Raw genomic sequence first — 12,700 nt, forward strand, 5'->3', positions numbered from 1 at the left:
GGGTCGCTCAAACCCGTCCGTCATCCTGAAATTGTTTCAGGATCCAGCCCTCCGCGAGTCCGGACTTTGCCTGTTGCACGGTGGATGCTGAAACGAGTTCAGCATGACGGCAGCTTTTGGGGCGAGGTGGAACGATCAAACCCTGGATCGCCTTAATGCGTGGCTCTCGGACAGTAAGGAGTCCAGGGTTACGGGAGCAAGCCCCCGTAACCCTCGGCTCCGGCCTTCGCCAGAAACCAAATCACGCAGGCTCGCGCACCAGCCATTCCTCGAGCCACTTGATCGTATAGTCGCCCGCCTGAAACTCGGGATCTTCGATCAGCGCCTGATGCAGCGGGATCGTCGTCGTCGGCCCGTCGATTACGAACTCTTCCAACGCCCGCCGCAACCGGCGGATCGCGCCCGCGCGCGTCGTGCCGTAGACGATCAGCTTGGCGATCATCGAGTCGTAATAAGGCGGCACGCGGTAGCCCGCATACAGACCGCTATCGACGCGGACGTTCATGCCCCCCGGCGCGTGGAACTGCTTGATCAGCCCCGGCGACGGCGCGAAGGTGCGCGGGTCTTCGGCGTTGATCCGGCATTCGATCGCGTGGCCGCGGAACTGCACGTCTTCCTGCCGCAGCGTCAAGCCGTGGCCCTCGGCAATGCGGATCTGTTCGCGCACCAGATCGAGCCCGGTGATCGCCTCGGTCACGGGATGTTCGACCTGCAGCCGCGTGTTCATTTCGATGAAATAGAACTCGCCGTTTTCCCACAGGAATTCGATCGTGCCCGCGCCGCGATAGCCCATGTCGGCCATCGCCTTGGCGCAGATCCCGCCCATCCGCGCGCGGTCCTCTTCGCCGAGCACGGGCGAGGGGGCTTCCTCAAGCACCTTCTGGTGACGGCGCTGGAGCGAGCAGTCGCGCTCGCCCAGATGGATCGCATTGCCCTCGCCGTCGCCGAACACCTGGAACTCGATGTGGCGCGGGTTTCCGAGGTACTTTTCGAGATAGACCGTCGCATCGCCGAACGCGGCCTTCGCCTCGCTGCCGGCCTGCTGCATCAGCGTCTCGAGCTGGTCCTCGGAGGTGCAGACCTTCATGCCGCGACCACCGCCGCCCGATGCCGCCTTGATGATGACGGGATAGCCCGCAGCCGCCGCGATCTCCTTGGCTTCCGCCAGATCGCTGATCGGCCCGGCCGACCCTGGCACCAGCGGCAGGCCGAGCGCGCCAGCGGTGCGCTTGGCCTCGATCTTGTCGCCCATCGTGCGGATGTGCTCGGGTTTCGGCCCGACGAAGATGATGTCGTGCGCCTCGACGATCTCGGCGAACTTGGCATTTTCCGAGAGGAAGCCGTAGCCCGGATGAATCGCGTCGGCGCCCGAGATTTCGGCCGCCGAGATGATGTTCGGGATGTTGAGATAGCTCTCGGTCGCCGACGGCGGGCCGATGCAGATCGCCTGGTCGGCGAGCCGCACGTGCATCGCGTCCGCATCCGCGGTCGAATGGACCGCGACCGTCTGGATGCCCATTTCGTGGCACGCGCGGTGGATGCGCAGCGCGATCTCGCCGCGGTTCGCAATCAACAGCTTCTTGATTTCGGCCATGATTATTCGACGACCACCAGGGGTTGGTCGAATTCGACCGGCTGCCCGCTCGTCACCAGCACCGCCGTCACGCGGCCTGCGCTCGGCGCGAGAATCGGGTTCATCACCTTCATCGCCTCGACGATCAGCAGCGTATCCCCCGCCGCAACCGTATCGCCGACGCTGACGAACGCCTTCGCTTCGGGGTTGGGCGACAGATAGGCGGTGCCGACCATCGGCGACTTGACCGCGTTGACCATCGACGGCGGGGCCGCGACGATTTCCGCCGCCGGTGCGCCATTGGGGACGACCGACATCGGGGGGGCTGCGTATTGCACCGGTGCGGGTGCAGCGGCAGCCGCCTTGCGCGCGATGCGAATCTTGCGCCCGCCGTCCTCGACCTCGATTTCGGTCAGCGACGTGTCGTCGAGCAATTGTGCGAGCTGACGCACCAGATCGACATCGATCCGCATGGCGTCGGCAGTGGTGTCCTCGGGCATAAATTCCCTATGCTCCCTGTTTTTCGAGGGTGCGTCCTGTCAGAGTCGCGCCGCCGCTTCAAGCGCCAGCAGATAGGATAACGCGCCGAACCCGCTGATCGTGCCTTTTACGGCAGGGGAGATACGGCTGACGTGGCGAAAGGCTTCGCGCGCGTGCGGGTTCGACAGATGGACTTCGATCACCGGGGTGCGCACCGCCTTGATCGCATCGAGGATCGCGACCGAGGTATGCGTGAAGGCGGCGGCGTTGAGAATCACCGCCTTGGCGGGAAGCGCCTGCGCCTCGTGGATCCAGTCGACCAGATGGCCTTCGTGGTTCGATTGCCGCAGGTCGATCGCAAGCCCAAGTTCCCGCGCACGGTCTTCCAGCTGCCCCGCAATGTCGTCGAGCGTGTCCGCACCATAGATCTCGGGCTCGCGCATGCCGAGCAGGTTGAGGTTGGGGCCGTTGAGGACGAAGATCGTTTCGGCTTTGCTGACGGGCATCTGGCGAGGCTTTCGGTTGCGGGCCGTGCGGCCCCGCGTATATCGCGCTATCACCCCTCCTTACCCGGTCGTGTCGCGCGAAGTCGAGACGCAGACGGGGCGAAGGCCTGGCGGAACGGAAGGTCAACGATCGTGCATACCGATGGAACTGTCAGCATTCAGGTCAATGGCGAGCATCGCCGGGTTCGCAGCGGGTTGAGCCTCGCCGATCTCGCCGCCGATCTCGGGCTGATGCCCGAAAAGGTCGCGGTCGAACGCAATCTGGCGGTGGTGCCGCGTTCCACGCTCGGCGAGGTGATGGTCGAGGACGGCGACGAGCTGGAGATCGTCCATTTCGTCGGCGGCGGGGATCATGCGCCAGCGGTCAAGGCGGATAGCTGGACCGTTGCGGGGCGGACGTTCCGCTCACGGCTGATCGTCGGCACGGGAAAGTACAAGGATTTCGCGCAGAATGCCGCCGCGCTCGAAGCCTCGGGCGCGGAGATCGTCACTGTCGCGGTGCGGCGGGTGAACGTCAGCGATCCGAACGCGCCGATGCTGACCGACTTCATCGATCCCAAGAAGGTCACCTATCTGCCCAATACCGCGGGCTGCTTCGATGCCGACTCGGCGATCCGCACGCTGCGGCTGGCGCGCGAGGCGGGTGGCTGGGACCTGGTCAAGCTCGAGGTGCTCGGAGAGGCGCGCACGCTGTATCCCGACATGGTCGAAACGCTCCGCGCGACCGAAGTGCTCGCGAACGAGGGGTTCCTGCCGATGGTCTATTGCGTCGATGATCCGATCGCGGCGAAGCGGCTCGAGAATGCAGGCGCAGTCGCGATCATGCCGCTCGGCGCGCCGATCGGATCGGGGCTGGGGATCCAGAACCGCGTGACGATCCGGCTGATCGTCGAGGGGGCGAGCGTGCCGGTGCTGGTCGATGCGGGCGTGGGTTCGGCGTCGGATGCCGCGGTCGCGATGGAGCTCGGGTGCGCCGGGGTGCTGATGAACACCGCGATCGCCGAAGCGAAGGACCCGATAATGATGGCGGCGGCGATGAAGGCCGGGGTCGAGGCGGGACGGCTGTCGTATCTCGCGGGGCGGATGGGCATGCGGCGCTACGCCGATCCGTCGAGCCCGCTGGCGGGGCTGATTTGAGCTGAGGGGGGGGCGGGGGCGTTGACCGAGTCGATTGCGCCGCCGCTGCCGACATCACGCCACCGTCCCACACAAAGCGGCGTCATGCTGAACTTGTTTCAGCATCCACCGTTCAACTATCGCGGACCGGACTCGCGGCGCGGTGGACCCTGAAACAAGTTCAGGGTGACGCTGGGGAGGTGATAAGGGCCGCTGAAAGCCCATCGGCGGGCGCGGAATGCCACGATAACGCGATTGAGGCGCCCATCGCGCGCCACAGCGTCAGCGATAATCCGCCCGCAAGAAATACAGCCCGTCAGGCGGCGCATTGAACCCGAGCGCAGTCCGGTCGCGCGCCTCGAGCGCGGTCGTCATGTCGGCGGGCGTCCATTTCCCCTCGCCGACCAGCGCAAGGCAGCCGACCATCGAGCGCACCTGATGATGCAGGAACGACCGCGCCGAGGCGAACACGCTGATCCGTTCCCCCTCCGCTACGACCTCGAGCCGGTCGAGCGTGCGCAAGGGGCTGTCCGCCTGGCAGTGCGCCGAGCGGAAGGTGGTGAAGTCGTGCCGCCCGACCAGCCGCGCCGCACCGTCCGCCATTGCGGCGACATCGAGCGCCGCGGGGATCCGCCACGCGAGGCCCCGTTCGAACGTCAGCGGCGCGCGGCGGGTGACGATACGGAACTCGTAATGCCGCCCGATGCAGGAGAAACGCGCGTGCCAGTCGTCCGGCACGATCTCGCACCCCGTGATCGCGACAGGATCGGGCCGCAGCTTGGCGTTGAGCGCCTCCTGCAGCCGGAAGGGGGCGATGTCGCGCGCGAGATCGATATGCGCGCGCATCGCGATCCCGTGGACCCCCGCGTCGGTCCGCCCGGCGGCGTGGACCGCGACCGTTTCGCCGGTGATCGCGTGTGCCGCGCGCTCGATCGAGGCCTGGACGGTCGGGCCGTGGTGTTGCCGCTGCCAACCCATGAACGGGCGGCCGTCATATTCGACCGTCAGCGCGAACCGCGTCAAAGTTGGGTTCCGACGGGGATCGCGAAGCCGCGGAGCAGTTCGGGCGCGGTCATGACGCCACGTCCCGCGCGCTGGAGCAAGGTTGGGCGGATCGCGCCGGTTGAGCAGGCGATGGTGAGGTCGGCGTCGAGCACGATTCCGCCAGCGCTGTCGGTTCCGTCCTGTGGCGCGGGCGTGGGCGCGCCGGGTGATCGGACGATCTCGGCCGCCAGAACGCGAACGCGCTCACCGCCGATTTCGAACCACGCCCCTGGAGGGTTGAACGCGCGGGTCTGGCGCTCGATCGCGGCCGCATCCTGCGCGAAGTCGAGCCGTGTCTCGGCCTTGTCGATCTTGGCGGCGTAGGTGACGCCGTCCTCGGGCTGCACGATCGGGGGATAAGCCGGCAGGTCAGCGAGCGTCGTGATCATCAGTCGCGCTCCCATCGCGCTGAGTTCGTCGGTCATCATCCCCGCGGTCTTTGCGGCAATCGGCGTTTCGTCGCGCAACAGCACCGGGCCGGTATCGAGTCCCGCTTCCATCTGCATGATGCACACGCCGGTCGCGGCATCCCCGGCCAGGATCGCGCGCTGGATCGGCGCCGCGCCACGCCAGCGCGGGAGCAGCGAGGCGTGGACGTTGAGGCACCCGTGCGCCGGCGCATCGAGGATCGCGCGCGGCAGGATGAGGCCATAAGCGGCGACCACCGCAAGATCGGCGGCGAACCCGGCGAATTCGGCCTGCGCCGCGGGGTCGCGCAGCGTGACGGGGGTGCGGACGGGGATCCCGAGTGCCTCCGCGCGCGCGTGGACCGGGGTGGGGGTCAACGTCTTGCCGCGTCCGGCGCGACGCGGCGGCTGGCTGTACGACGCGACGACGTTATGCCCCGCATCGACCAGCGCCTGCAGGATCGGGACCGAGAAGTCGGGCGTGCCCATGAAGATGATACGCATGTCACGGCTCTTGCGAGGGCGTGCGGGCAAACACAAGGCTTCGCATCCGCCCCGTGGCGTGGCGACCCCGACCGACGCCGGGGTGACGAACGCGTATCGCGGCCCTATCTGTTCTGGATGGCGTCTCCCGAAATCGAAGCCCTTACGCAGGCGCTCAGCAAGCTTCCCGGGCTCGGGCCGCGATCGGCAAGGCGGGCGGTGCTGCACCTTCTCAAGAAGCGCGAGGCGGCGCTGGGCCCGCTGCTCAATGCTCTCATGGCCGTCGATGAAAACCTCGCAACCTGTTCGATTTGCGGGAATGTCGACACGACCAACCCGTGCGGCGTGTGCAGCGATCAACGCCGCGACGCGCGCGCCTTATGTGTCGTCGAGGAGGTCGCCGACCTTTGGGCGCTCGATCGCTCGCGTCTGTTTCCGGGGCGCTTCCATGTGCTTGGCGGGCGGCTGTCCGCGCTCGAGGGCGTTCGCCCCGAAGATCTCGCGATCGATTCGCTGGTCCGGCGGATTGCGGAAGGCGGGATCGACGAGGTCGTGCTCGCGATGAACGCGACGCTCGAGGGGCAGACCACCGCGCATTACATCGCCGAGCGGATCGAACGCTTCCCGGTCCGGATCACCCAGCTTGCACACGGTTTGCCGGTCGGCGGCGAGCTCGATTATCTCGATGAAGGAACGCTGGCGCAGGCCCTGCGCGCGCGGCGGCCTGTCGCCTAGGGACCGAAACTTACTCTAACCTCCTCTTATCTTTGCGCCTTTGTGGCTTCGTGCGAAAAAGACTTTCTTGCACAAAGCCACAAACGCACGAAGAAGCGGGGCAGCAACCTTGACGCGCTGCGCGGGCTTTCCTAGCTCGCGGGCATGGCAATCCTCGAAATCCTAGAAGTTCCGCATCCCGGCCTCCGCGCCGTCGCGAAGCCCGTCGCAACCGTCGATGATTCGGTGCGCAAGATCGTCTCCGACATGTTCGACACGATGTACGATGCGCGGGGGATCGGCCTCGCCGCGACCCAGGTCGCGATCGAGCAGCGGATCGTCGTGATCGACCTGCAGGAAACCGAAGGCGAGGGCGAAGACGCCAAGCCGGTTAAGAACCCGCTGGTGTTCATCAACCCGGAGCTGCTCTCGGTCAGCGAGGAAACCTCTTTCTACGCCGAGGGATGCCTCTCGATCCCCGAGCAATATGCCGATGTCGAGCGCCCCGCGCGGTGCCGCGCGGCGTGGCTCGACGAGCAGGGCACGCGGCAAGAGGGCGACATGGACGGCCTGCTGGCGACCGCGCTCCAGCATGAGATCGACCACCTCAACGGCGTGCTGTTCATCGATCACATCTCGAAGCTCAAGCGCGACATGCTGATGAAAAAGCTGAACAAGATGCGGAAGGCCGGTTAAAACCAACGTCCTGTGGGCTCCTGCGAAGGCAGGAGCCCCGGGTTGCGACCGCAGTTCCTTGTAAGCCTAGACTCCTGCTTTCGCAGGAGAACGGTGGCTGATCCCCGGCTTTTTCAGAACAACCCCTCGATTTCGCCCTCAACCCCGAACCGGATTCCCTCCGCCGCCGGAATGCGCGGCAGGCCCGGCATCGTCATGATCTCCCCGCAGATCGCGACCACGAACCCCGCACCCGCGCTGAGCCGTACCTCGCGGACCGGCACGACATGCCCGGTCGGCGCGCCAAGCTTCGCGGGGTCGGTCGAAAAGCTGTACTGCGTCTTCGCCATGCACACCGGCAGATGCCCGAAGCCGGCTGCTTCCCAGCGCGCGAGCTGCGCCAGCACCGACGGATCGGCGACCGCTTCCTCGGCGCGGTAAATGCGGGTCGCGACGGCGTTGATCTTGTCGAACAGCGACAGGTCGTCTGCATAGAGCGGTGCAAACTGCCCCGCACCGTGATCGCACAGGGCGACCACCGCCTCCGCCAGAGCCTCCGCGCCTGCACCGCCGTCTGCCCAATGCGTGCACAGGATCGCCTCGCACCCCTGTGCCGCCGCGATGCCGCGGATCGCTTCGAATTCCTCGGGCGTGTCGCTGTCGAAGCGGTTGACCGCGACCACCACCGGAACCCCGAACGCGCGGACATTCTCGATATGCCGTGCGAGGTTGACGCCACCGCGCCTAACCGCCGCGACGTCGGGGGCGGACAGGTCCGCCTTGGCGACCCCGCCGTTCATTTTCAGCGCGCGGACGGTCGCGACGATCACGGTCGCGGCGGGTTTCAGCCCCGCCTGGCGGCATTTGATGTCGAAGAACTTCTCCGCGCCGAGGTCCGCGCCGAAGCCCGCCTCGGTCACGACGTAATCGGCCAGCCCGAGCGCGGTGCGCGTCGCGATCACCGAATTGCAGCCATGCGCGATATTGGCGAACGGCCCGCCGTGGATCAGCGCGGGCGTGCCCTCGAGCGTCTGGACGAGGTTGGGCTTGATCGCCTGCGCGAGCAGCACCGCCATCGCGCCGTCGGCCTTGAGGTCGCGCGCGGTCACTGGCTGGCGGTCGCGCGTATAGGCGACGACGATTCGCCCGAGCCGCGCCTCGAGATCGTGCAGGTCGGTGGCGAGACACAGGATCGCCATCACTTCGGAGGCGACGGTGATGTCGAACCCGCTCTCGCGCGGGAAGCCGTTGGCCGGGCCGCCCAGCGACTGCGCGATGTCGCGCAAAGCGCGGTCGTTCATGTCGAGCACGCGCCGCCACACGATCCGCCGCACGTCGATGTCGAGCGCATTGCCCCAGTGGACGTGGTTGTCGATCATCGCCGCGAGCAGATTGTGCGCCGAAGTGATCGCGTGGAAATCCCCGGTGAAATGAAGGTTGATGTCTTCCATCGGCACGACCTGCGCATAACCGCCCCCGGTCGCACCGCCCTTGGTGCCGAAGCACGGGCCGAGCGAAGGCTCGCGCAGCGCGAGCATCGTCTTGCGCCCGGTCCGCACCAGCGCATCCGCAAGCCCGACCGAAGTGGTCGACTTGCCTTCGCCCGCCGGCGTCGGGTTGATCGCGGTGACGAGGATCAGCTTGCCCGTCGCGGTCGCGGCGGGGAGCCGCGAAAGATCGAGCTTCGCCTTGTAATGCCCATAGGGCTCGACCGCTTCGGCCGGGATTCCGGCGGTGGCGGCGATCGTCCCGATCGGGAGCAGGGTGGCGGCGCGCGAGATCGCGATATCGGAGAGCATGCGACCGCCTTATCGCGTGTCTTGCCGAAGGGGGAGGGGGAACGTAACCCGCGCGGGATTTGCGACCGCCCGTGCTTGTCCGCCTACGCCCCCGCGGGTACAGTTGCCAAAATGTTCCAGAAAGACTTTGCATGACCGGCCTGACGATTTCCCTGCTCGCGATCGGTGCCTTGCTCGTCGGGCTCGCGTTCGGCTGGCTGCTCGGCAATCGCCCGCTCGCCGCCGCGCGCGCCGATGCCGCTGCGCGCGACGCCGATTTCCGCCGCGCGATCGTCGATCTCGCTAGCGCCGAACAGCGCGCGCGCGAGGCGGAGCAATTGAAAGTCGACCTGGCGGCGCTGCGCGACGAGCGCGACGTCGCGCGACTCGAGAGCACTGCGCTCAAGACGCACGCCTCGGCGTTCGAGAATCGGCTCGCCGAGATGCGCGATGCGGACGAGGCGCGGTTGAAGATGGTGCGTGAGACGCATGAGACGCGGATCGCCGAACTGCTCCACGCCAAGGACCTGCTCGCAACGCAATTCGCCGAGGTGTCGAACAAGCTGCTCAACGATGCGCAGGAAGTCTTCCTCAAGCGCGCCGACGAACGCTTCCGCCAGTCCGAGGAGACCGCGGGGCAGAACCTCAAGTCGATGCTCCAGCCGGTCAGCGATCGCCTGCTGCGCTACGAGGAGGCGGTGACCAAGGTCGAGGTCGACCGCGTCAGCGCGTTCGACCAGTTGAAGGGGCAGCTCGAGGGGCTTCGGGTTGGTCAGGAAAAGGTTTCGAGCGAAGCGGCGAAACTCGTCAATTCGCTCCGCAACGCGCCCAAGTCGCGCGGGCGGTGGGGCGAGCAGCAGCTCAAGAATGTGTTGGAAACCTGTGGCTTGTCGGAACATACCGATTTCCAGACCGAAGTTTCGGTCGCGGGTGGCGACGAGGGCGGTCGGCTGCGGCCGGATGCGATCGTGACCGTGCCGGGCGGGCGCAGCCTGGTGATCGACGCCAAGGTCTCGCTCAACGCCTATCAGGACGCGTTCGGCGCGGTCGACGAGGCGGAGCGGACGAAGGGGCTGGCAATGCACGCCGCGGCGATGCGTGCGCACGTCAACGGGCTGGGCAACAAGGCCTATTGGAGCCAGTTCGCCGATGCGCCGGATTACGTCATCATGTTCGTTCCGGGCGAGCATTTCCTCACGGCGGCGCTCGAGCAGGATCCGACCTTGTGGGACTTCGCGTTCGACAAGCGCGTGCTGCTCGCAACGCCGACCAACCTGATCGCAATCGCGCGGACGGTGGCGGCGGTGTGGCGACAGGAGCGACTCGCCAAGGAAGCCGCGGAGATCGGGCGTCTCGGCAAGGAATTGTACGAGCGGCTCGCCAAGGCGGCGGGGGACATGCGCAAGGTCGGCAGCGGGCTGACGAGCGCGGTCAACAATTACAACACGTTCGTCTCCAGCTTCGAAAGCCGCGTGCTGGTGACGGGGCGCAAGTTCCGCGACCTCAACATCGAGACGACCGCGCGCGAGATCGAGGACGTGCCTCCGGTCGAGGCGCTCGCGCGCTATGGCGAACCTGCTGCGCTTCCGACCCCCGAAGAGTCGGCCAAGGACGCAGAGGCGTTGACCGCTTCTTAACGTTCCGCGCGATAGCCTGACGCCGAAAGGACGGTGTATGTCGCGTATCAGTCAGGACGAGAGGCAGGAACGCCGGGACGGCGATCGCCGTGTCGCGGCGTCGCCATCCTATCGCGGGGAGGAGCGGCGCAGGCACGACCGCCGCGCGATGCCGGACCAAACGCCGTCCGCCTGACATGATCCGTCTGCACGCAGCGCCGCCCGAAAGCGCGTCCACAGAACCAACGACGCCCGCGCTAACCGGCGTCGTCCCCGAAGTCGCACCCGATGGAACCTCCGACGACGCCGACGCGGAACGCCGGCTCGGCGACCGGGTCGCGTTGACCGTCGGCATCACGCTGCGCGAGCGCAACTGGAAGGCGCAACCTGCCGGGCTGATCGACCTGTCGCGCACCGGGTGCCGCGTCAACAACCTGACGATCGCGGCGGGCACGGTCGTGTGGGTGAAGCTCCCCGGGCTCGAGCCGTTCGAGGCGAAGGTGAGCTGGTGTCAGGGGTGGCAGTGCGGGATCCGCTTCCAGCAACCGATGCACCCCGCGGTGTTCGACCATTTCATTGCGCGCAACGCCGGCGTGGTCGTGCGCTGACATTCGCCCTGCCTCGCACGGGCGGGGAGGGGGAGACACGCTTCCGTCTGTTTCAGAACGGAACTAACTCCAGACGCGCTTACCTGGCGAAACCCGGGGCTGAGTAGGGACGTGCGAGGTACGGGCGCGCTTCCCCCAGGTACCATCGCCCTCACGCCCGGGTCCCGGCGTTCGCCGCAGAAGCGATCAGGTCAGTTACGCTTGACCGCGTCCAGAACCTGATATGCCATTACCGCGGTCGCAACCGCCGCATTGAGGCTGTCGGCCTTCCCGAGCATCGGAATCTTGACCAGCGTGTCGCACGCGGCGGCATAGTCCGCGGGCATCCCCTGCGCCTCATTCCCCGTCAGCAGGAAGGTCGGCGCGGCATAGGTCGCCCCGCGGTAATCCGTCGTGGTATCGAGGCTCAGCCCGACGAGCTGCCCCGGCCCACCCCGCAACCACGGCAGGAACGCGTCCCACTCGCACTGGACGACCGGCACGGTGAACAGCGCGCCCATGCTCGCGCGGACCGCCTCGACCGAGAAGGGGTCGACACATTCGCCGATCAGGATCAGCCCGCCCGCGCCGACCGCATCGCCGGTGCGCAGGATCGTCCCGAGATTCCCCGGATCGCGCAACCGTTCCGCGACCAGCCAGATCGGCGAGGTGCTGCGGTCAAGCGCGTCGAGCGTCCGTGTGAATTCGGCGAAGACGCCGACCACCGCCTGCGGGTTATCCTTGCCCGACAGTTTCGACAGGATATCGGGCACGGTCTCGATCGCCTCGCCCCCCGCCGCCTCGACCGCCTCGACCAGCACCTGCACCAGCGGATGCGCGGCGCTGTCACGCGCGAAGAACAGATAGTGCGGGATCCGCCCCGCCTCGCGCGCCTCGGTCAGGATGCGCAAACCCTCGGCGAGAAACAGCCCTTCCTCGCGGCGGTGCCGCTTTTCGCGCAAGGACCGGACGCGCTTGATCAGCGGGTTCGAATAGGCCGTGATTTCGCGGGGCATTGAAGCGCTCAGTCCTCGCCGAACTTGGCCTCGACCAGGGCGCACAGCGCCCCGACCGCCGTCTCGGCATGCTCGCCCTCGGCGGAGATGACGATCGTGTCCCCCATCGCCGCGCCGAGCATCATCAGCCCCATGATCGAGGTGCCCGTCACCGATCCGGCGCCGTCCTTCTCGACATGGAGCTCGCACGGCTGGGTGGCGGCAAGCGTGACGAACTTGGCGCTGGCGCGCGCATGCAGCCCGCGCCGGTTGGTGATCTGGACGCTGCGGCTCGCCGACATCAGGCGGCAGCCTCGCCCAGGACTTCGGACGCGACCGAAATATACTTCCGCCCCGCTTCGCGCGCGGCGGCGACCGCATCGACGATCTTCATCGCCTTGCGTGCGGATTCGAGCCGGATCAGCATCGGCAGGTTGATCCCCGCGATCACCTCGATCCGCCCGCGTTCGAGCAGCGAGATCGCGAGATTGGACGGCGTTCCGCCGAACAGGTCGGTCAGCAGGATGACCCCGCGTCCGGCATCGACTCGCGCGATCGCGGCGGCGATGTCGTTGCGGCGTTCCTCCATATCGTCCTCGGGGCCGATACAGACCGTCTCGACCCGCTCCTGCTTGCCGACGACGTGTTCCATCGCGGTGACGAATTCCTCGGCCAGACGGCCGTGCGTAACGAGAACCAGCCCGATCATCGTACCGACCCAATCAT

General features: G+C 66.9%; 14 protein-coding genes. 5 read left to right on the plus strand and 9 right to left on the minus strand.

The features are described from left to right. Positions 1-241: 241 nt before the first annotated feature. Genes accC through aroQ form a run of 3 tightly spaced genes read right to left on the minus strand, consistent with a single transcriptional unit; the run spans position 242 to position 2,559 of the window. Complete coding sequence (gene accC / locus RH91_RS14250) at positions 242-1,594, minus strand: acetyl-CoA carboxylase biotin carboxylase subunit (RefSeq protein WP_010163537.1); 1,353 nt, start codon at positions 1,592-1,594, stop codon at positions 242-244. 2 nt (positions 1,595-1,596) lie between these two features. Next, positions 1,597-2,073: an acetyl-CoA carboxylase biotin carboxyl carrier protein gene (accB, locus tag RH91_RS14255; RefSeq protein ID WP_010163539.1), complete on the minus strand. Its 477-nt coding sequence runs from the start codon at positions 2,071-2,073 to the stop codon at positions 1,597-1,599. A 39-nt stretch (positions 2,074-2,112) separates the two neighbouring features. Beyond that, the gene (aroQ, locus tag RH91_RS14260) at positions 2,113-2,559 is read right to left on the minus strand and encodes a type II 3-dehydroquinate dehydratase (protein WP_010163541.1); all 447 of its coding nucleotides are present in this window, start codon (positions 2,557-2,559) and stop codon (positions 2,113-2,115) included. Between the two features lie 132 nt (positions 2,560-2,691). Here aroQ and thiS point away from each other — a divergent pair, with 132 nt between their 5' ends. Then, positions 2,692-3,696 (plus strand): sulfur carrier protein ThiS, encoded by a 1,005-nt coding sequence (gene thiS, locus RH91_RS14265; protein WP_010163543.1) that lies wholly within the window; start codon positions 2,692-2,694, stop codon positions 3,694-3,696. A gap of 261 nt (positions 3,697-3,957) precedes the next feature. On the opposite strand, the gene truA is transcribed toward thiS, so the two are convergent. Together truA and fmt are read right to left on the minus strand one after the other, a co-directional pair. Then, positions 3,958-4,698: a tRNA pseudouridine(38-40) synthase TruA gene (gene truA, locus RH91_RS14270; protein ID WP_010163544.1), complete on the minus strand. Its 741-nt coding sequence runs from the start codon at positions 4,696-4,698 to the stop codon at positions 3,958-3,960. After that, positions 4,695-5,630: a methionyl-tRNA formyltransferase gene (gene fmt / locus RH91_RS14275; RefSeq protein WP_010163545.1), complete on the minus strand. Its 936-nt coding sequence runs from the start codon at positions 5,628-5,630 to the stop codon at positions 4,695-4,697. The genes truA and fmt overlap by 4 nt, the downstream gene beginning before the upstream one ends. A 117-nt stretch (positions 5,631-5,747) precedes the next feature. On the opposite strand from fmt, the gene recR reads away from it, so the two are divergent. Together recR and def are read left to right on the plus strand one after the other, a co-directional pair. Then, the gene (gene recR / locus RH91_RS14280) at positions 5,748-6,344 is read left to right on the plus strand and encodes a recombination mediator RecR (RefSeq protein ID WP_010163546.1); all 597 of its coding nucleotides are present in this window, start codon (positions 5,748-5,750) and stop codon (positions 6,342-6,344) included. A 144-nt stretch (positions 6,345-6,488) separates the two neighbouring features. Further along, on the plus strand, positions 6,489-7,019 hold the full coding sequence (def, locus tag RH91_RS14285; protein WP_010163547.1) for a peptide deformylase: 531 nt from the start codon (positions 6,489-6,491) through the stop codon (positions 7,017-7,019). A 113-nt stretch (positions 7,020-7,132) separates the two neighbouring features. Here def and RH91_RS14290 read toward each other — a convergent pair whose 3' ends face one another. After that, complete coding sequence (locus RH91_RS14290; RefSeq protein WP_010163549.1) at positions 7,133-8,797, minus strand: formate--tetrahydrofolate ligase; 1,665 nt, start codon at positions 8,795-8,797, stop codon at positions 7,133-7,135. A 131-nt stretch (positions 8,798-8,928) separates the two neighbouring features. On the opposite strand from RH91_RS14290, the gene rmuC reads away from it, so the two are divergent. Beyond that, positions 8,929-10,413, plus strand: coding sequence for a DNA recombination protein RmuC (gene rmuC / locus RH91_RS14295; RefSeq protein ID WP_010163550.1), 1,485 nt, complete (start codon positions 8,929-8,931; stop codon positions 10,411-10,413). Between the two features lie 176 nt (positions 10,414-10,589). Continuing rightward, positions 10,590-11,000 carry a PilZ domain-containing protein gene (locus tag RH91_RS14300; protein ID WP_010163551.1) on the plus strand — a complete coding sequence of 137 codons (411 nt, stop codon included), beginning with the start codon at positions 10,590-10,592 and terminating at the stop codon, positions 10,998-11,000. A gap of 191 nt (positions 11,001-11,191) precedes the next feature. On the opposite strand, the gene RH91_RS14305 is transcribed toward RH91_RS14300, so the two are convergent. From RH91_RS14305 to RH91_RS14315, 3 genes are read right to left on the minus strand one after another with little or no spacing between them, the layout of a single operon-like run. Further along, positions 11,192-11,995: a TrmH family RNA methyltransferase gene (locus tag RH91_RS14305; RefSeq protein ID WP_010163552.1), complete on the minus strand. Its 804-nt coding sequence runs from the start codon at positions 11,993-11,995 to the stop codon at positions 11,192-11,194. 8 nt (positions 11,996-12,003) lie between these two features. Further along, positions 12,004-12,276, minus strand: coding sequence for an HPr family phosphocarrier protein (locus RH91_RS14310; RefSeq protein ID WP_010163553.1), 273 nt, complete (start codon positions 12,274-12,276; stop codon positions 12,004-12,006). Further along, positions 12,276-12,683, minus strand: a complete 408-nt coding sequence (locus tag RH91_RS14315; RefSeq protein WP_010163554.1) for a PTS sugar transporter subunit IIA — start codon at positions 12,681-12,683, stop codon at positions 12,276-12,278. Before RH91_RS14315 ends, RH91_RS14310 begins: the two co-directional genes overlap by 1 nt. Between the last annotated feature and the right edge of the window lie 17 nt (positions 12,684-12,700).

The sequence above is a fragment of the Sphingomonas sp. PAMC 26617 genome, from assembly GCF_000242835.1.
In the GTDB taxonomy this organism is placed as follows: Bacteria; Pseudomonadota; Alphaproteobacteria; order Sphingomonadales; family Sphingomonadaceae; genus Sphingomonas.